Here is a 20623-nt window from a genome sequence, read left to right as displayed (position 1 = left end):
CTTTTAGGGTCGAGCGGGCAGAGGCAGCTCGGCCTCGGCCAGGCGCTGTTTGCCCAAAGCGGCGGGATTGTCACCGCCGACGTCCTGGCGGCGTTTCAGGCGGCCGAGCAACACCAGCCGAACAATCCGCTGTCATCATTCTTCCTGGCCCTCGGCCTGTCTCAGGAAGGCCGGTTCGAGGAAGCGAAGGCGGCCTTCGAAACGCTCGCGGCAAACTCTCCGCCCGATGCGCCCTGGATGCCGCAGGTGCGCGCGCATCTTGCCGGGGTCGAGGCGAATATCGCCGCCGGCAAGGCCCCTCAGCCGGATAGGGAAACCGTCGAGGCGGCAATGGAGCTCTCGCAGGACGAGCGCAGCGAAATGGTCGAAACCATGGTTGCCGGGCTCGATGAGCGCCTGCGGCAGGAACCTGACGATCTCGACGGCTGGTTGAGGCTGATGCGCTCCTACATGGTTCTTGGAAGGACCGATCAGGCAAGCGACGCCTTCAGCCGCGCAATCGAGAATTTCGAGGCCGGAAGCGCCGGTCGCCAGGCCCTCAACCGCGCCGCCGAGCAATTCGGGTTTTCGCCGCAGAAGGTGAAACAATGACACGCAAACAAAAGAGACTGAGCATCATTGCCGGGGGCATGGGCGTCATTGCCGCCGCGGTCCTTCTGGTTCTGTTCGCGCTGCGGGAACAGATTGTCTATTTCCATTCGCCCACAGATATCGCCGAAAAGACCGTTGCGCCGGGAACGCGCATCAGGCTCGGCGGGCTCGTGGCGGAGGAATCGGTCCAGCGCGGTCAGGGCACCATGGTGGAATTCTCGGTCACCGACACGGCAAACACGGTGCCGATCACCTTCAACGGTATCCTGCCGGATCTTTTCCGTGAAGGGCAGGGCGTCGTGGTCGAAGGGGCTTTCCAGTCCGGTAATCCGGTCTTTGTCGCCGACACGGTGCTCGCCAAGCACGACGAGACCTATATGCCCAAGGAGGTTGCCGACAGCCTCAAGGCGCAGGGCGTCTGGAAGGGCGAGGGGGAGTAGCGCACATGATTGTCGAACTTGGCCACTACGCACTTGTCATGGCGCTCGCCATTGCGCTTTTGCAATCGGTTCTGCCGATCATCGGCTCGACGCGCGGCGATGCGGCACTGATGGCCATCGCGCCGCCAGCGGCGGTGACGTCGTTTGCGCTTGTCGCGCTGTCATTCGTCGCGCTGACAATATCCTACGTGGAGTCGGACTTTTCGGTCCGGAACGTTTGGGAGAACTCCCATTCCTTGAAGCCGATGATCTACAAGATCTCCGGCGTCTGGGGGAACCATGAGGGCTCGATGCTGCTGTGGATCCTCATCCTCGTCTTCTTCAGCGCGCTCGTTGCCTATTTCGGGGCCAATCTGCCTGCCAGACTGAAGGCCAATGTGCTGGCTGTTCAGGGATGGATCACAACCTCGTTCCTGCTCTTTGTTCTCCTGACCTCAAATCCGTTCCAGCGCCTGAACCCGGCGCCGATCGAGGGACGCGACCTCAACCCGATCCTGCAGGATGTTGGGCTCGCCATCCATCCGCCGCTGCTTTATCTCGGCTATGTCGGGTTTTCCATCTGCTTCTCCTTCGCCGTTGCAGCGCTGATCGAGGGCCGCATCGATGCCGCCTGGGCCCGTTGGGTCCGCCCCTGGACCCTGGCCGCCTGGACGGCCCTGACGGCCGGCATTTCAATGGGCTCCTATTGGGCCTATTACGAACTCGGCTGGGGCGGCTGGTGGTTCTGGGACCCGGTCGAAAACGCGTCATTCATGCCCTGGCTCGCCGGCACCGCGATGCTTCATTCCGCCTTGGTCATGGAAAAGCGCGAGGCGCTGAAAATCTGGACCGTGCTGCTGGCGATCATGACCTTCTCGCTGTCGCTGCTCGGCACGTTCCTCGTCCGCTCCGGCGTGCTGACGTCGGTGCACGCCTTTGCGACCGATCCGACACGCGGTGTCTTCATCCTCGGCATCCTCGTGGTGTTTATCGGCGGTGCCTTTGCGCTCTTTGCCCTTCGCGCGCAGTCCCTGTCGCAGGGCGGGCTGTTTGCGCCGATATCGCGCGAGGGCGCGCTGGTTCTCAACAACCTGTTCCTGACGACGGCCACGGCCACCGTCCTCGTCGGCACGCTCTATCCGCTGGTGCTTGAATCGATCACGGGTTCGAAAATCTCCGTCGGACCGCCATTCTTCAACCTGACCTTCGGGCCGCTGATGGTGCCGCTCCTTCTTGCCGTGCCCTTCGGACCGATGCTGGCATGGAAACGCGGCGATATCCTCGCCGTCACCCAACGCCTTTATGCGGCCGCCGGGATCGCCCTCCTGACGGCGCTCGCCGTCATCTATTTTTCAACCGGCGCGCCGGTGCTGGCGGCGCTTGGCATCGCCATCGGTGTCTGGCTACTCGCCGGAAGCGTCACTGACCTCGCCTACCGCGCCGGGATCGGCCGTGTCACCGCGCCGGTTTTCTGGCAGCGCCTGAAGGGTTTGCCCCGCTCGGCGTTCGGCACGGCACTGGCGCATTTCGGCCTCGGCATCACCGTCATCGGCATTGTCGCCGTGACGGCGTTCTCGACCGAACTCGTCACCTCGATGAAGAAGGGTGACACCACCAAAAGCGGGCCGTTTGAACTCGAGTTTCTGGGGCTCCGCCCGAACACCGGGCCGAACTACACGGAACTGCAGGGTGTTTTCGCGGTTTCCCGGGACGGCGTACCATATGGCGAGGTGACCTCGGCGAAACGGGTTTACACCGCCAGACAGATGCCGACGACGGAAGCCGGCATACTGACCACCGGTCCAAGCCAGCTCTACGTGTCGCTGGGCGATGAATCGCCCGACGGCTCGACGATCGTGCGCGTTTGGTGGAAACCCTGGGTGACGTTCATCTGGTACGGCACGATTTTCATGTCGGTTGGCGGCATCGTCTCCCTCCTGGACCGCCGTCTTCGCATCGGTGCGCCGGTCGCGAGCAAAACGCGCAAGAAGCCGGCGGAGCAGGGCGCGTGAGCCGCGCGATCGCCATATGGGGCGCGGTGATGCTCGGCGCGGCTGTCTGGCTGACGCCGGCCGCCGCGGTCACGCCCGATGAGATACTGGACGATCCGGCCCTTGAGGAAAGGGCCCGTGACATCTCGGCCGGGCTGCGCTGCCTCGTCTGCCAGAACCAGTCGATCGACGATTCCGATGCGGAACTTGCCAGGGACCTGCGTGTTCTTGTGCGGCAGCGGCTGGTGGAGGGCGACAGCGATGACGAGGTCGTTGGTTATATCGTCTCGCGTTACGGCGAGTTTGTGTTGCTCAAACCGCGCCTGTCGGTGCAGACCACGCTGCTTTGGGCGACACCTTTTGCCGTCCTGGTCGGCGGCCTGGCATATCTGTTCCTGAATGTGCGGCGCGGCGTGAAGACCGCCGGCGGCACGTTGCTTTCGGAGGATGAAGAGGCCGATCTCAGGAAAGTTTTAGGTTCGCGTGATCGCGAGACCTGATAGCCTTGCTCCCGACGAACAGGGAGCATGGACATGACGGCAACCTCCATCAAGACAGAATTCGGCGGCCACTCGGGCGCGACCCTTGCCGCAAGGCTCGATATTCCGGCAGGACATGTGCGCGCCTATGCGCTCTTTGCCCACTGCTTCACCTGTACCAAGGACATTCTCGCCGCCAAGCGCATCGCCGCCGAACTGGCGCGGACAGGCATCGCCGTGCTGCGCTTCGATTTCACCGGCCTCGGCTCCAGCGAAGGCGAATTTGCCTCCACGAACTTTTCCTCAAACGTTGCCGACCTCATGTCGGCGGTCGACTATATGCGCGACAATTACGAAGCCCCCTCGATCCTGATCGGTCATTCGCTCGGCGGCGCGGCGGTGCTTGCGGTGGCTGGCGATATTCCTGAGGTCAAGGCGGTCGCGACGGTCGGTGCGCCGGCCGATGTTGCGCATGTCGTCCACAATTTCGGCTCCAAGATCGAGGAAATTGAAGAACACGGGGAAGCCACGGTGCAACTCGCCGGCCGGCCCTTCACCATAAAGAAGCAGTTTCTTGACGACGTACGCGAGAGTGTTCTCAGCGAGCGTATCGCAACCATGCGCAAGCCCCTGCTTGTCCTGCATTCTCCGATCGATCAGACGGTCGGTATCGAAAACGCAGCGTCCATTTTCGGTGCGGCAAAACACCCGAAGAGCTTTATCTCGCTCGATGGCGCCGACCATCTGGTCAGCCAGGCCAAGGACGCGGCATACGCCGCGGCGACGATTGCCACCTGGGCGTCGCGATATCTCGACGAAGACGCACCGCAGGGGGAGACCGATATCGAGGCGGTCCGCGTATCGGAAACCGGTGAAGGCAGGTTTCAAAACACGGTCCATGCGGGACGCCATCGCCTGTTTGCCGATGAGCCGGTCAGTTTCGGCGGCCTCGATTCCGGCCCGTCGCCCTATGATTTTCTCTCCGCCGCGCTCGGCGCCTGCACGTCGATGACGCTGCGCATGTATGCCAACCACAAAAAGGCCGAGCTTGGCCGCATAACGGTTGACGTTTCCCACGCCAAAATACACGCCACCGATTGCGTCGAGTGTACCGAGGACGAACAGAAGGCCGGCGGTCGCATCGACAGGTTCGAGCGGGTTATTCGCATAGATGGCGTCGTTTCCGGCGAATTGCGGGGCAGGCTTGAGGAGATCGCCAACAAATGTCCGGTGCACAAAACCCTCGAATCATCGGCCAAAATCGCCACCAAAGTCGCCCTCGCCGATGAGAATGATCAGGTGAACGCCTGACCGGCGCTCAATCGCCGCGCCCGACCCGCACAAAATCGTGACGCTCCGGCGGCCTCAAAACCGCCGGAGACGCTGTATCCGCGGTGCAAAATCCCGAAGATTACAAATTTGTCATATTTTGGATAGGCGGTCGTAAGGTGCCTCTCACTATCTCTCGTTCCAGAGGGGAGTGAACAGACCGTCAGAGGACGTCATTCAATGAAAAAGTTCAAATTCCGCGTCTCCCGCAATGGATTGCTGACAACGACAGCCGTTCTGGGCCTGACCGCGGCGATGATGGCCAGCGGCATTCCGGCTCGCGTTCAGTCAGCATATGCTGATGCCGTAAGGGTCCAGGCACCGCAGGAGCCCGGTTTCGCCGATGTGGTCGAAGCCGTCAGCCCCGCCGTCGTCTCCGTGCGCGTTCGCTCCGACATCAAGCCCGTCTCCTCCAACGGCTTCAGCTTCGGCGGGCCGGATCTGGAGGACCTGCCCGAAGACCATCCCATGCGCCGTTTCTTCCGTGATTTCGGCGAGGGCCAGGGCAACCCGTTCAACTTCGGCGAGCGCTTCGGCCAGCGTGACGACCGGGCACAACCCGAGCAGCGCCGTCCGAATGTCCGTCCCGTATCCCAGGGCTCCGGCTTCTTCATCTCCGAAGACGGTTATCTCGTTACCAACAATCATGTTGTCGCCAATGGCAGCGAGTTCGCAGTGATCATGCATGACGGCACCGAACTCGACGCGGAGCTGGTCGGCAAGGATTCGCGCACGGATCTCGCTGTTCTCAAGATCATCGATTCCGATCGCGCGTTCACCTATGTCGCTTTCGACCAGGACGACAAGACCCGCATCGGTGACTGGGTCGTGGCCGTCGGCAACCCGTTCGGACTTGGCGGCACGGTTACGGCGGGCATCGTATCGGCACGCGGCCGGGACATCGGCTCCGGCCCCTATGACGATTTCATTCAGGTCGATGCGGCGGTAAACCGCGGCAACTCCGGTGGTCCGACCTTCAACCTCGAGGGCGAGGTCATTGGTGTCAACACCGCGATTTTCTCGCCGTCCGGCGGAAATGTCGGCATTGCGTTCGCAATTCCCGCATCGCTGGCCGACGAGGTCGTGCAGGATCTGATCGCTGACGGTTCCGTCGAGCGCGGTTGGCTCGGCGTGCAGATCCAGCCGCTGACGGACGATATCGCCGAATCGCTCGGCTTGAGCGAGGCGAAAGGCGCGCTGGTGACGGAACCGCAGGACGAGTCCCCGGCCATCGAGGCCGGCGTGAAATCCGGTGATGTGGTAACGGCCGTCGACGGCGAACTTGTAGAAAGTCCGCGGGATCTTGCCCGCAAGATTGCAGGCATCGATCCGGGCGAGGATGCCGAGCTCACCATCTGGCGCGACGGCGACAGCCGCACCGTGTCGGTGGAGATCGGCACATTGGCCGAACCGCGCAGGGAAGCGTCGGCAGCCGCCCCGCAGAAGACCGGCAAAGGTGACTATCTGGAGGAATTCGGCCTTACCGTAATGCCGGCGGACGATGGCCACGGCCTCCTCATTACCGAGGTTGAAGCAAACAGCACAGCCGCTGAGGGCGGCATGCGTGAGGGCGACATGATCGTTGCCGTGAACAACACGGACGTCAGGTCGGCCGATGAACTGTCCGAAGCGGTTGAAGAAGCCACAAAGGCCGGCCGCAAAGCGGTTCTCTTCCAGTTGAGCAACGAGGACAGCAGCCGCTTTGTGGCGCTGCCGGTTGCGACGAGTTGAACAGATCGGGTGGGCGGTCATTATGTCGCCCCCGGCCAACCGCCCGATTCTGTGGGCAGCGGGTCTCCCATCGACCCGCTGTCCGTCCTTCTAGGGAAGTCGCAAAGGCGCGCAGGCCCGGGCTGAAATCTTATGGTTTGTTTTTCATTCGAATATGCGCCTAAAATACCGGACATGAAGATTCTGGTTATCGAAGATGATCTGGAAGCGGCTGCCTATCTGGTCAAGGCTTTCAATGAATCCGGCATCGTAACCGACCACGCGAGCGACGGCGATCTCGGCTTCTATCTGGCGACCGAGAACAAATATGATGTCATGGTCATCGACCGCATGCTTCCCAAGCGCGACGGCCTGTCCATCATCGAAGAACTCCGTGAGAAATCCATCGACACGCCTGTTCTGATCCTCTCGGCTCTCGGTCAGGTCGATGACCGGGTGACCGGTTTGCGCGCCGGCGGTGATGATTATCTGCCCAAACCCTATTCCTTTTCCGAATTGCTGGCGCGCGTCGAGGTTCTGGGCCGCCGCAAAGGCATGCGCGACAACGACACGGTCTATAAGGTCGGCGATCTGGAACTCGACAGGCTGGCCCATGAAGTCCACCGGGCGGGCAGGAAGATCAATCTTCAGCCGCGTGAATTCCGGCTCCTGGAATATCTCATGAAGCATGCCGGCCAGGTGGTCACCCGCACCATGCTGCTGGAGAATGTATGGGACTACCATTTCGATCCGCAGACCAATGTGATCGACGTGCACATCTCGCGCCTGCGGTCAAAAATCGAGAAGGGTTTCGACAAGGCCCTGCTGCGCACGGTCAGGGGCGCGGGCTACATCCTCAAAGCCGACGGTTAGGCAATGAGTCGCTTCGGCACTCTTTTGCGAACCACCGCCGTCCGCATGTCGGCGCTTTATCTCGGACTGTTTTCGATCTGCGCGGTGGCGCTGGTGTTCTATGTCACGGATCTGACCTCCAGCCTTTTGACATATCAGACCCGGCAGGTCGTTCAGGACGAGTTGAAGGTCCTGGGCAATTTCTACAATCGGGGCGGCGTCTCGATGCTGATCGGGCATATGGACCGCCGCTCGCGTGAACCCGGCGCCAATCTCTACATCATCGCGTCAGCCAATGGCCGTATCCTGGCCGGAAACGTCGAAAGCCTGCAGACGGGTGTGCTCGACGTGGAAGGCTGGACGGAAAGCTCCTTTACCTATCGCCGGTTTTACCAGCCGGAAGGAACGCCCGGTCACGCGGCGCTCGCCCAGGTGATCTTCCTGCCAAACGGGATGCGGGTTCTGGTCGGGCGCGACCTCGGCGAGCCGACGCGTTTTCGCACCATGGTTCGGCGCTCTCTGGCCATGGCGCTCGGTATCATGGTGATCGGCGCGCTGATTATCTGGTTCGTTATCGGCCGCGGCGCTCTTCAAAGGATCGACCGGGTATCGCAGGCCAGCCGCAAGATCATGGCCGGCGATCTCAGCCAGCGGCTTCCGGTGAGCGGCAGCAGGGATGAGTTCGACCGGCTCTCTGAAGCGCTGAACGCGATGCTTGGCCGGATCGAAAAGCTGAACGAGGGCCTGCGTCAGGTTTCCGACAACATAGCCCACGACCTCAAGACGCCGCTGACGCGCCTGCGCAACCGCGCCGAGGCGGCCTTGGCCGGGCAGAGGGACACGGACGCCTATCGCGAAGCCATGCAGGAGATGATCGAGGAATCGGACCAGCTGATCCGTACCTTCAACGCCCTGCTGATGATTTCGCGGGTGGAGGCGGGCGCGACCGTGGCTGAAATGCGTGAGGTGGATCTGACCCAGATTGCCCATGATGTCGCGGAGCTCTACGAGCCTTTGGCCGAGGAGGCGGGCGTCGATCTGTCAACCCGGATCGACGAGGGAGTGAAGGTCACCGGCAACCGTGAACTGATCGGGCAGGCGCTGACCAACCTGATCGACAATGCCATCAAATATTCGGCGGACGGTGAAGGCGCGCCGCGCATCGAGGTGCGCCTTGAGGGCAACGGCAAGGGTGTTGTCTTGTCCGCCTCCGACAATGGACCGGGAATTCCCGAGGCCATGCGGGCCAATGTCGTCAAGCGCTTCGTGCGTCTCGACGAGAGCCGCTCGATCCCCGGAACCGGGCTTGGTCTGAGCCTGGTTGACGCCATAATGGACCTGCATGGCGGCCGCCTTGAGCTTGTCAATTGCGGTGAGAATGAGCAATGTGGACTCCGCGCCAGAATGGTATTTGACATGCGGAGTTAGAATGTGAGCAATGCGCGGCCGGCGGATGCGGGTACGGATGGCGATGGTGTATTGCCGGTCAGGCCTGTTTCACCGGATTCGTGGCATGAGAACCTGAACGATCTGCAAGGCGCCGCGGCCGGTCAGGCTGATCTGGTTGCTTTTCTCCAAGCCGATTCATCGCAGCGCACGCTTTTGCTGACCGCCATGGGCCTGTCGCCCTATCTGCGCGAAATCGCGCTCACGCATCCCGTTTGTATCCTGCCGACCTTCGATACCAAGCCGGAAGCTTTGCTCGATGAACTGGTCGAGCGCGCCAAGGGGACGTGGCGCGACGACGAGGCGGAAGCCGGTCTGATGCGCAGCCTGCGCCGGCTCAAGCGGCAGTTTGCCTTCTCGCTCGCCCTGTTCGATCTGGGCAGGAGCCTCGATACGCGCACGATTACCGCATGGCTCAGCGCCTTTGCCCGCGCCTGCGTTTCCTCGACAGTCAATCACCTGCTGTTGGCCGCGCACAATGCGGGAAAGGTGGTTGTCAGGAACAGGGACGATCCCAGCCGCGGCAGCGGCCTTGCCGTTATCGGCATGGGAAAGCTGGGCTCAAGCGAACTCAACTATTCCTCCGACATCGACCTCGTGGTGATTTACGATCCCCAGGCCGCAATTGTCGAAGATCGCGATGAGGCCACCGATGTGTTTTCGCGCATGGTGCGCCGGCTTATCCACATCATGCAGGAGCGAACCGCGGACGGCTATGTCTTCCGCACCGATCTGCGTTTGCGCCCGGATCCGGGGTCAACCCCGCTGGCGCTGCCTTATCACGCTGCGCTCAACTACTATGAGGGCAGGGGCCAGAACTGGGAGCGCGCCGCCTATATCAAGGCCGACGTCGCCGCCGGGGACCTTCAGACCGGCAGCGCGTTTTGCCGCGATCTGACCCCGTTTATCTTTCGCAAATATCTCGACTACGTCGCCATTGCCGACATCCATTCAATCAAGCGCCAGATCCATGCCCATAAGGGGTTTGGCGCAATCTCTGTCTACGGACACAATGTCAAGCTCGGTCGTGGCGGCATTCGCGAGATCGAGTTTTTCGTACAGACCCAGCAACTGATCGCCGGCGGCCGCATGCCCGCGCTTCGCACCAAACCGACCGTAAAGACATTGGCCGCATTGGCCGAGGCAGGCTGGATCAACGTCAACACCGAGCGGTCGCTTCGCAACGCCTACTGGTTTCTGCGCGCGGTCGAACATCGCATCCAGATGCGCCGCGATGAACAGACCCATGTCCTGCCCGACAACGAGGAGGAGTTAGGTGAAATCGCACGGCTGACGGGTTTTGCTTCGACCGAGGCTTTTGCCACCCACCTGACCGCGACCCTGAAGCTGGTTGAAAAGCACTATGCGCGGCTTTTTGAACACGAGGAGGGCCTGACCGCAGGCGATGGAAATCTCGTCTTCACCGGAGACGATGACGATCCGGGAACCATCGAAACGTTGAGCAAAATGGGCTTCAAGCGCCCGTCGGACATGTCGCGTGTCATCCGCACCTGGCATTATGGCCGCTACCGCGCGACCCAGACGGCGGCGGCGCGCAAGCGGCTGACGGAACTGATGCCGCAACTCCTGCAGATATTCGCCGATACGGGCAGGGCGGACGAAACGCTGCTGAAATTCGACGCGTTCCTGTCGGGACTTCCCGCCGGCATCCAGCTTTTTTCCCTGCTCGGCAACAATTCCGGCCTCATGTCGCTCCTTGTCAGCATCATGGGGTCGGCACCGAAACTGGCCAGTATTATCAGCCGCAGACCGCACGTCTTCGACGGCATGCTGGACCCGACGCTGCTGTCGGAACTGCCGACGCGCGCGCGGCTTTCCGAACGGCTCGAGGCCTTCCTCGACGGTAACTTCGCCTATGAGGAGATTTTGGACCGGCTCAGGATTTTTGCGTCCGAACAGAAGTTCCTGATCGGCGTGCGCCTGCTGACCGGTGCCATTGACGGGCAGAGAGCAGCGCGGGCCTTCTCTCACATTGCCGATCTGTCGCTGCAGGCCGCGTTGAAAGCGGTTCAGGCGGAGATGGAGCGGGCCCATGGGCGCATTGCCGGCGGCCGGACAGCCATCGTCGGTCTCGGCAAGCTCGGCAGTCACGAGATGACCGCCGAATCCGATGTCGACATGATCCTGCTCTACGCGCATGATCCCGATTGCCTGGAATCCGACGGACCCAAGCCGATCGATCCGGTTCGCTACTACGCCCGTTTCACGCAGCGGCTCGTGTCCGCTCTGTCGGCGCCGACATCCGAAGGTATCCTTTACGAGGTTGATTTGCGGTTGCGGCCTTCAGGCAACAAGGGTCCCGTTGCGACCAGCATCACGGCGTTCCGCAAGTATCAGCGGGAAGAGGCCTGGACCTGGGAGCACATGGCGCTCACCCGGGCGCGTGTCGTCGCCGGCGACGACACGCTGGCTGAGGAAGCGGGCGACGTCTTCGCTGAAGTGCTTTCCAGAAAACGCGACATCGACAAGACGGCGGACGATGTCGAGGAAATGCGCCGGCGCATCGAAAAGGAAAAGCCCGCGGCCAATATCTGGGACCTGAAGCTCATTGCGGGCGGGCTGATCGATATCGAGTTCATCGCCCAGTTCCTGCGCCTGAATGCATCGCGGCTCAACCGCCCCGAAACCGCGCCGGGCACGCAGACAAAATCCGTGCTCGAAACGCTGGGACCGTCGATGATCGGTGAGGATGCCGCATCGACGCTGATCGCGGCCCTCGGTCTCTACACGCAGATCTCGCAGATCGTGCGGCTGTGTCTCGAGGATGCCTTCGACCCGCAGAGCGCGCCTCAGGCGTTCAGCGAACTCATGCTGAGGGGCGTTGATTTCCCGGATATCGGCACGCTCGAGGCCGAGTTGAACGAGGCCTCGGCACAGGTGCGCGCCATATTCACGCGAACCGTGCACGAGCGTCAGTTGCTCTGACACCCGCTGCTCAGTCGAATGTCTTCTGGGGGTTCAGCGGCAGCCGCAGCGATACGATCGTGCCGACATCGGGCGTCGAGCGGATTTTCATGGCGCCGCCGTGAAGGGCGATGAGGGCCCTGGAAATCGCGAGGCCAAGGCCCGATCCGCCGCAGCTTTTGGAAAACTGGTTCTGCACCTGCTCGAAGGGCTGCCCGATCCGCTTCATGTATTTTCTGGGAATGCCGATGCCCGTGTCTTCAATGGTCAGGGTCACCGCATCGGAATATTTCCGTGCCCGCACAAGGATCTGTCCGCCGTCCTCGGTGAATTTGGTGGCGTTTGAAAGCAGGTTCAGGAGGACCTGCTTGATTGCCCTTCGATCGGCATGGAGCGTCAGGCCGGCCGATATCTTCGATTCCAGCGTGATGGACTTGGCGCCGGCCTGAACGGCGACGAGCCTCAGCGTCTCCTCGATGAGCGGCGCGATATCGACCCGTTCGCACGCCAGGTGCAGCCTGCCTGCCTCGATCTTCGACATGTCGAGAATATCGTTGATCAGGCCAAGCAGATGCTTGCCGCTGTTGTTGATGTCATCGGCATATTCGGCATATTTTTCCGACCCGAGCGGCCCGAACATGCCGCTCTGCAGGATCTCCGAAAATCCGATGATGGCGTTCAGCGGCGTGCGCAGCTCGTGCGACATGTTCGCGAGGAATTCGGACTTGGCCTTGTTCGCCGCCTCCGCCCGATCCTTCTCGGCAAGATATTTGGCGTTGAGATCGCTGAGCTCGACGGCTTTTTCCTCGAGCCTGCCCTGAGAGGCCGAAAGGTCGCCGATGCTCGCCATCAGCCGCTTTTCCGATTCGTGCAGCCTGTCCTGATGCCGCTTGATCTGCGTGATGTCGGTGCCGACCGATACGGAACCGCCGTCGCGCGTCGCCCTTTCGTTGATCTGCAGCCACCGGCCGTCGGCGAGTTGAACCTCCATGCTCCTGGCGTGCGAGGAGCCGTCCGAGGCGGCAATCGTCCTTTTGACCACCGGCCGGTCCGCCGCCGCGATCACGCTTTGCTTGTCCGCGCCCGGCAGGACGGCTTCGTCGGGCAGGCCGTAAATATGCTGGAATTTCGAGTTGCACATGACCAGGCGTCCGTCCCGGTCCCACAGGACGAAGGCCTCGGATGTGCTCTCGACAGCCTCGAACAGGCGCTGATCGGCCTCCACGGAGCGCTGGGCGAGCCGCTGCTGCTCGCTCACATCCATGGCGATGCCGATCAGATGCAGGGGGGCCTGGGCGCCGCCGGTGATCTGCACCCTGGCGCGCATCACCACGTAATGGCCATCGGCATGGCGCATGCGGAATGTGTGATCCAGCTGCTCGGCGCTGCCGCCGGACGTGGAGCGGGCGGTGTCCACAAGGCTGCGGTCATCGGGATGGATGAGCTTGGCGACGTCGGCATGCGAAAGCACGCAGTCACGCGGTTGCAGCCCGAGGATCTCATACATCGAGCGCGACCAGTAGAGCCTGTCGCGATCCAGGTCCCAGTCCCAGAGCCCGCAGCGTCCGCGCGAAAGCGCGGTGTCGACGCGATGATGGGCTTCAAGGTAGATTTCGTCGGCATTGCGGGCCCGCGAGGCCTGCGTGAAATAGGCGTAGAGAATGATCAGCAGAATGCTGGAGGTTGCGGCAAACAGGGTCACGTTCATCGAGACTTCCTGTTTCCAGGGGCCGATGACCCGCGCGACCGGTGTCAGAACGGTGACACTGCCGCCGGTCGGAAGAACCGATTGCGCGGCGTAATAGCTTTGCCGCTTGTATTCGATCTGATGAACGCCTGCGCGCGCCCCGAACAGGCGCAGCGGAGAGGAGGCCGGAACGATCTGGTCGAGGCTGCGGCCGACGAAGCTGTTGCCGTAGGAGGTCGTGGCAAAAACGCGGCCATCGATGTTTGACACCAGAACAAACCGGCCATGCGTGATCAGCGTCGCGGGCAGGGCGTTGCCCATGCGCAGCTCGACATTCCAGCGATGCTGCGATGCCAGGGCCGACCGGTCCGCCGACAGTACCGCCGTTGCCGCAAGACCCGTGAGCGCGGTCGCCTGCCGGGCGCTTTCTTCCAGGCGGCTGCGCTCCTGGAGAAGATCGATCATGCGCGCCGCGGCGATCACGATGAGAAAAGCGACGATCAGGATCGGGATCGACCGCTTGAGGAAAGGCTCGGCCTTGGCCAGACGGCTATAGGCGGGTTCGGCGAAAATCTTCGCATGACCGGCAAGGTCGGACCGCAATGCCTGGCCGTCCCGCACTCCGGATAGACTCTCCCCATCAGTAGCGCCCGCTCGCCGCGCTTCTGCCATGTGTCCCACCTGCGTACTCAAAAGTGATTCGGCAGCCGCATGTCCGAACCTGCCCTAATGAATCAAAGGTGATTCGCCTTGTCCAGCCCTGTTGTTAATTCTTTTTCAACCTATTAAAATTGCTGCAGAATTCAGTTTTTCCGCAAAGTCAGGCGGCGGCATTCGTCTGCGATCCGGCCCGCGGCCGGGCAAATCGGCCCGGGGCGGACGGCTACTGACCGAGCGTTCTGTCCGTTATGTCGCGCACATCGGGAGACAAAGAGGGCTGTTCCGAGATTGCGACAAGCGCCGTGCGCGCCTTCTCCCGGCGCACCGGTTCAAGTGATTTCCAGGAGTGCATGGATGTCAGAATACGCGCGGCGACCTGCGGGTTTCGTGAATCCAGTTCGATGATCAGCCCGGCCAGGAACGCATAGGCCGCGCCGTCGGCCCGATTGAAGCCTGTCGGATTTCCCGCGCTGAAACTGCCGATCAGGGCGCGCACCCTGTTGGGATTCTCCATGGAGAAGTGATTGCTGCCCATCAGTTGCTTGACGCGGGCAAGCGTATTGTGCCCCGGGATTGTCGCCTGGATCTGCAGCCATTTGTCGATAACCAGCGGGTTTTCCCGGAAGCGCAGTTCGAACTCGGCCAGCGCGGTCTCGGCGGCCGCTGTTTCGGGGACGCGATGGGCGAGGATGGCGAGCACGCCGTGCATGATGGTCATGTTGTCGGCGGAGCGGAAGATCGGCAGCAGCGCGTCGGCCGGAATGCTGACGCGGGTCAGATGGTCGAGACCGGCAAGATAGAGTGCCCGTTTTCCCGCGCTTTGTGCGTCGGGGCTGTAGCGGCCGCTGGGCGTGTGGCGCTCCACCACCTTGTCCAGGGTTTCCAGTCCCGTTGCGGCAACGATGTCCAGAACCGCGTTGCGGGCCTCAAAAATGGCATCCGGGTCGATGTTGTTGCCCATCTCCCGGGCAATATCGGCCTCGCCGGGAAGCAAGGCGGCCTGGGCGCGCATGGCCGGCTCCAGCGCCTCATCGTCCAGGCTGGCGATGACGCCGGAAACGAGCGCTTCGCCGGTGGCGATGTCGGTGCCGTCACGCACCGCGCCGGTGGCGGCAATGAGCTCGCGTATGGCCAGTTCGTTGAGCGCCTGCCAGCGTGAATACGCATCCGTCTCGAAGCGCGCGAGATGGAAGAGGTCGTCCGAGCTCTGCTCGAAACTGATATTGATCGGCGCCGAAAAGCTGCGGTTCAGCGAGATGACCGGCCGTTTCATGACTTTGCTGATGATGATTTTGTGGGCGCGTTTCTTCACATGCATGACGTCGCCTGCCACATCGACGCCGCAGATGTCCGTCGCGTCGATCTCGCCGCCGTCCGCATCGATGAGGCCAAAGCGGAGCGGAATGTGCATCGGCTTCTTTTTGGTTTCGCCGGGTGTTGCCGGCACCGATTGTTCGATGTCCAGCAGCAGCTTCCTTGCCCTGCCGTCATACCGCGCACTGATCGTCAGAACCGGCGTGCCGGCCTGATGGTACCACAGGGCGAACTGTCTCAGCCTGACCCTGCTGGAATCCTCAAAACATTTGAGAAAATCCTCGATCGTCGCGGCATCGCCGTCATGGCGCGAAAAGTAAAGATCGAGCCCGCTCTTGAACTCCTGCGGGCCAAGAATGGTCGCCAGCATGCGCACGACCTCCGAGCCCTTTTCGTAAACGGTGGCCGTATAGAAATTGTTGATCTCGCTGTAGCGTTCGGGGCGCACGGGATGGGCGAGGGGGCCGCTGTCCTCCGGAAACTGGTGCGCCTTGAGGAGCCGCACCTCGGCGATGCGCTTGAGCGGGCGCGAGCGCATATCGGCCGAGAACTCGTGATCCCGGTAGACCGTCAGTCCTTCCTTCAGGCACAGCTGGAACCAGTCGCGGCAGGTGATGCGGTTGCCGGTCCAGTTGTGAAAATACTCATGTGCGATGATCGCTTCGATATTGGCGTAGTCGGTATCGGTTGCCGTATCGGGATCGGCCAGCACATATTTGTCGTTGAAGATATTGAGGCCCTTGTTCTCCATGGCCCCCATATTGAAATCCGACACGGCGACAATCATGAAGACGCTGAGGTCGTATTCCCGCCCGAAACGGTCCTCGTCCCATTTCATCGAGCGCTTGAGCGCGTCCATGGCGTAATTGGCGCGTATCTGCTTGCCGTGCTCGACATAGATCTCCAGCACGACCGGCTTTCCCGACCGGGTGACGAACCGGTCCCTGACGACGGCAAGGTCGCCGGCGACCAGGGCAAAGAGGTAACTCGGCTTCGGATGCGGATCGTGCCAGACGGCAAAACGCCAACCGTCATCGAGCGTGCCGGTCTCGCCGGGATTGCCGTTTGACAACAGCAGCGGTGCCTCTTTCTCCGGCGCCTCGATGCGCGTCGTGTAGACGGCGAGCACATCCGGGCGATCGAGGAAATAGGTGATTCTGCGAAATCCCTCGGCCTCGCACTGTGTGCAGTAAACACCGTTTGAGCGGTAGAGACCCATGAGTTTGGTGTTTCCCGCCGGTGCGATTTCCGTGACGATTTCCAGCGTGAAAAATTCGGTCTCGGGCAGGTCGCGGATTTCAAGGCTCGATGGCGTGGCGGTGAAGCGTTCCGTTTCCGCCGCGATGCCATCGATCTTGAGTTCGACCAAAGTCAACTCATCGCCATCGAGAACCAGCGGCGCATCGCTCTGCGTCCCGTCGCGGCGGCGAAGTGAAATGCGGCTGGTGACGCGGGTGCTCGCCGGGTCGAGCCGGAAGGTAAGATCAACCGTTTCGATTTCAAAATCGGTCGGCCTGTAATCTTCGAGGCGCACGTCCTGCGCGGTTTCCGTATTCATGCTTTCGCCCGTTTGGTTCTGGTGCCGCCGGCCATGCCATAGTCCCGCTTTGGCCGTTGCGTCAATTACTATCGGTCGCGGTTCGTCTTTCCGTCGGCGTGACAAGGTTCCGACGTCGCTCTATAATCATGAAAAGCGGGGCATCTGTTCCGTCCCATATTTCCTGATCGCAGGTTTTCAGATGAATATCGTGACACCGAAGTTCGGCGTTGGAGCCTCAGCGCTGCGAAAAGAAGATGACGCGCTGGTCCGTGGCCGGGGCAGATATACAGACGACTTCAACCGCCCGAACCAGCTCTACGGCTACGTAGTACGGTCCCCCCATGCGGCCGCCGATTTCACAATCAACTCGGTGGACGATGCCTTGTCCGGTGACGGCGTCCATCTCGTCATGACGGCAGCCGACGTGGCTGAACTCGGAGATATTCACTGCCATGCCCAGGTCAAGCAACCCGGCGGCGCCAAGCACGAACTGCGCGAAACGCCAATCCTGTGCGAGGAGCGCGTGCGTTATGTCGGCGACGCCATAGCATTTGTGGTTGCCGATTCCCTGAGGCAGGCTCAGGATGCCGCCGAGCTGATCGACATCGATTGGGAGGATGTCGAGGTGGTGACCGGTATGGATGCCGCGCTTTCGCACGACGCCCCGCTTCTTTGGCCGGAGCTCGGCTCCAACCGTGTCTACAGGTTCGAACAGGGCGATGAGGCTGAAACCGAAAGAGCCTTTCAGGATGCCGCCCATATCATTGAAATCGACTATACGAACAACCGTCTCGTATCGAATTACATGGAACCCAGAGCGGCGCTGGCCGAATGGGATCCGCAGAAAGAAAGCTTCACACTGACGGTCGGCTCACAGGGCGTCCACCATATCCGCAATACGCTCGCCAACCATGTCTTTTCCATGGAGACGGAAAAAATCCGCGTGATTTCGGGCGATGTCGGCGGCGGGTTCGGAACCCGTATTCACAATTACCGGGAATACCCGTTGACGATGGAAGCAGCGCGCCGCCTCGGTCGCCCGGTCAAGTGGAATTCGGACCGGTCAGAACATTTTGTCGCCGATGCACATGGCAGGGACAACCTTGTAAGAGCCCAACTGGCCGTCGGCGAGGATGGCCGCTTCAACGCACTGCGCATCGACGTCAAGGCCAATATGGGCGCTTATCTGAACGGCTTCGGCCCGATGGTGCCGCAGTTTGGCGCCATGATGGCGACCGGCGTTTACGACATCCAACTGCACCATGTGCGCATCGAAGGTGTCTATACCAACACGACGCCTGTCGATGCATACCGGGGCGCGGGGCGTCCCGAAGCCGCCCTTTTGATCGAACGTCTCGTCGACGCATGCGCGCGGCAGACCGGCATCGATGTCGCGGAGCTTCGCCGCCGCAATTTCATCCGTCCGGAACAATTCCCCTATGTCACGGCATCGGGCCGCAATTACGACGTCGGCGAGTTTCAGGCCCATATGGATCAGGCGCTTGAGCGCGCCGATGTGTCCGGGTTCGAGGCAAGGGCGGCAAGGGCGCGCCAGAACGGTAAAATCCGCGGGTTTGGCACGGCCGTCTATGTCGAGGCCTGCGCATTCGCGGGCTCCGAACCGGCGCATCTGGAACTCAACGCCGACGGAACGCTGACGCTGCATATCGGCACGCAAACGAACGGGCAGGGGCATGCGACGGCCTACAGCCAGTTTATTGCCGACCGAATTGGCATCGATTTCGACAAGATCATCGTCAAGCAGGGCGACACCGACGATCTCGACAAGGGCGGCGGCACCGGCGGTTCCCGGTCCGTGCCGCTCGGCGGCGTTTCCGTGGACCGTGCCGGCGAGATGCTCGCCCGGCAGATGCGGCAGATTGCGTCGGACCGGCTGGAGGCCTCGGCGGAGGACATCGAACTGGTTGCGGGCGAAGCGAAGGTGGTCGGGACGGACCAGTCGATCACCTATGAGCAGATCGCGGCCGCGGCGCAAGGCCCGGATCAGCTCAAGGCCGTCGCGGATATCCGCCAGGACGAGGCGACTTACCCCAACGGCACGCATATCTGCGAGATCGAAATCGACCCGGAAACCGGAAAATCCGAGATTGTTGCCTATACGATCGTCGACGATTTCGGAGTGGTGGTAAACCCGACCCTTTTGATGGGGCAGGTGCATGGCGGCGCTGTTCAGGGCATCGGCCAGTGCCTGCTTGAGGGCGTGGTCTATGGCGACGACGGTCAGCTTCTGACCGCCAGCCTGATGGACTATACAATGCCGCGGGCGGATGACTTGCCCTCGTTCGATTTCACCATGCACAACGTCCCGTCGACAACGAACGCGATGGGCATCAAGGGGGCCGGCGAAGCGGGAACCATCGGAGCCTGTCCGGCCGTGCTCAACGCCGTTATCGATGCGCTTGACCGGGCCTATGGCATCCGCCACATCGAAATGCCGACGACACCGCAAAGGATATGGCAGGCCATTCAGCAGGCGGCGAACGCGTGATCATGTTCAAATGTCCGCGGCCTGTTGCGACACCGGGCGCAAGGCCCGCTGCGAAGGTCCGCAATGAGTGAGGCGGCAGGGCAGGGTGTTCAGGCCAATCAAATGACGGGCATTGGTCTGAAACTGGCATCCGTCGTCTTCTTCGTGGCCATGGCGACGTGCATAAAGGCGGCCGGCGACGGGGTGCCGCCGGGACAGCTCGTCTTTTTCCGCTCCGCAATGGCGATGATCCCGGTCTTCATCTATCTCGCCGCGCGGCGACAATTGTCCACCGCCTTTGCCACCAAATACCCGTTTCGCCACATCTGGCGGGGAATGGTCGGCGTCATGGCGATGGGCTGCGGCTTTTACGGGCTGACGCAATTGCCGCTGCCGGATGCGATCGCTCTCGGATATGCCAGGCCGCTTCTGATGGTGGTTCTTGCGTCACTGGTGCTGGGCGAGACGATACGGGTCTATCGCTGGTCGGCCGTCGGGGTCGGCCTCGTCGGGGTCATGGTCATATCGTGGCCGCTCCTGACGATTTTTGACGGATCCTTCTGGCAGAACGGGCAGACCCGGGGCGTGGTGGCCGTCCTGGTCTCCGCCTTTCTTGTCGCCTTTGTCATGATCCTGGTGCGCCGCCTGGTCGAGACGGAGCGCACCCCCACGATCGTGCTCTATTTTTCCCTGTCGGCAACGGCGCTGTCGCTGCTTTCGCTTCCCTTCGGCTGGGTGCCGCTCGATGCCGGCGCGCTGGCTCTCCTGATCATGGCGGGCATTCTGGGCGGTCTCGGGCAGATCTTTCTGACGCACAGTTATCGTTATGCCGAGGTGTCGACCATCGCACCGTTCGAGTACACGTCGATCGTCTTCGCGATGGCCATCGGCTATCTGCTGTTCGGCGATGTGCCGCAATGGTCGATGATTACGGGAACGGCCATCGTGGTTGCCGCCGGCCTCTACATCATCGTGCGCGAGCACCGTCTCGGCGTGGAGCGCAGGGAAGGGCGGCGTTTCACCACGCCGCAGGGGTGAGGGCACCGTCGCTATTAGAGCGAGTTGTGATTGGATTGAAGCATTTGATGGCGGAAAATCGGTTCACTCGGCAAGGCGCGTCGCGCAGCGCGATGCAGAGCATCGGGCAAGCGGCGCAACGGTGAGCCCGTCTCGCGCAATCGTCCAGTGGACG

General features: G+C 61.7%; 13 protein-coding genes. 11 read left to right on the top strand and 2 right to left on the bottom strand.

Annotated features, from left to right (window positions below; translation table 11 throughout):
* The 9 genes from AC5E6N_RS15680 to AC5E6N_RS15640 all read left to right on the top strand — a co-directional run.
* Nucleotides 1-591: tetratricopeptide repeat protein (locus AC5E6N_RS15680; protein WP_491748687.1), on the top strand; the 591-nt coding region annotated here is incomplete at its 5' end.
* Nucleotides 588-1031, top strand: coding sequence for a cytochrome c maturation protein CcmE (ccmE, locus tag AC5E6N_RS15675; RefSeq protein ID WP_491748686.1), 444 nt, complete (start codon nt 588-590; stop codon nt 1029-1031). The genes AC5E6N_RS15680 and ccmE, both read left to right, overlap by 4 nt.
* Before the next feature lie 5 nt (nt 1032-1036).
* Nucleotides 1037-3022 carry a heme lyase CcmF/NrfE family subunit gene (locus AC5E6N_RS15670; protein WP_491748685.1) on the top strand — a complete coding sequence of 662 codons (1986 nt, stop codon included), beginning with the start codon at nt 1037-1039 and terminating at the stop codon, nt 3020-3022.
* A 29-nt stretch (nt 3023-3051) separates the two neighbouring features.
* A complete protein-coding gene (locus AC5E6N_RS15665; protein WP_491748688.1) occupies nt 3052-3501 on the top strand; it encodes a cytochrome c-type biogenesis protein in 450 nt (149 codons plus the stop codon).
* Nucleotides 3502-3534: 33 nt separating this feature from the next.
* Nucleotides 3535-4791 carry a bifunctional alpha/beta hydrolase/OsmC family protein gene (locus tag AC5E6N_RS15660; RefSeq protein ID WP_491748684.1) on the top strand — a complete coding sequence of 419 codons (1257 nt, stop codon included), beginning with the start codon at nt 3535-3537 and terminating at the stop codon, nt 4789-4791.
* A gap of 198 nt (nt 4792-4989) precedes the next feature.
* The gene (locus tag AC5E6N_RS15655) at nt 4990-6540 is read left to right on the top strand and encodes a Do family serine endopeptidase (RefSeq protein ID WP_491748683.1); all 1551 of its coding nucleotides are present in this window, start codon (nt 4990-4992) and stop codon (nt 6538-6540) included.
* 132 nt (nt 6541-6672) lie between these two features.
* A complete protein-coding gene (locus tag AC5E6N_RS15650) occupies nt 6673-7392 on the top strand; it encodes a response regulator transcription factor (protein WP_491748682.1) in 720 nt (239 codons plus the stop codon).
* A 3-nt stretch (nt 7393-7395) separates the two neighbouring features.
* Nucleotides 7396-8799 carry a sensor histidine kinase gene (locus AC5E6N_RS15645; protein ID WP_491748681.1) on the top strand — a complete coding sequence of 468 codons (1404 nt, stop codon included), beginning with the start codon at nt 7396-7398 and terminating at the stop codon, nt 8797-8799.
* 3 nt (nt 8800-8802) lie between these two features.
* Nucleotides 8803-11763: a bifunctional [glutamine synthetase] adenylyltransferase/[glutamine synthetase]-adenylyl-L-tyrosine phosphorylase gene (locus tag AC5E6N_RS15640; RefSeq protein WP_491748680.1), complete on the top strand. Its 2961-nt coding sequence runs from the start codon at nt 8803-8805 to the stop codon at nt 11761-11763.
* Nucleotides 11764-11773: 10 nt separating this feature from the next.
* On the opposite strand, the gene AC5E6N_RS15635 is transcribed toward AC5E6N_RS15640, so the two are convergent.
* Complete coding sequence (locus AC5E6N_RS15635; protein ID WP_491748679.1) at nt 11774-14101, bottom strand: PAS domain-containing sensor histidine kinase; 2328 nt, start codon at nt 14099-14101, stop codon at nt 11774-11776.
* Between the two features lie 211 nt (nt 14102-14312).
* Nucleotides 14313-16961 (bottom strand): aminopeptidase N, encoded by a 2649-nt coding sequence (gene pepN, locus AC5E6N_RS15630; RefSeq protein WP_491748678.1) that lies wholly within the window; start codon nt 16959-16961, stop codon nt 14313-14315.
* A gap of 181 nt (nt 16962-17142) precedes the next feature.
* Here pepN and AC5E6N_RS15625 point away from each other — a divergent pair, with 181 nt between their 5' ends.
* The gene (locus AC5E6N_RS15625; protein WP_491748677.1) at nt 17143-19452 is read left to right on the top strand and encodes a xanthine dehydrogenase family protein molybdopterin-binding subunit; all 2310 of its coding nucleotides are present in this window, start codon (nt 17143-17145) and stop codon (nt 19450-19452) included.
* A 63-nt stretch (nt 19453-19515) separates the two neighbouring features.
* Nucleotides 19516-20469, top strand: coding sequence for a DMT family transporter (locus AC5E6N_RS15620; protein WP_491748676.1), 954 nt, complete (start codon nt 19516-19518; stop codon nt 20467-20469).
* Nucleotides 20470-20623 lie beyond the last annotated feature (154 nt).

The sequence above is a fragment of the Hoeflea sp. genome (assembly GCF_984452065.1).
The sequence above is the reverse complement of the archived record's forward strand: the minus strand, read 5'-3'. Positions and strand labels throughout refer to the sequence as shown.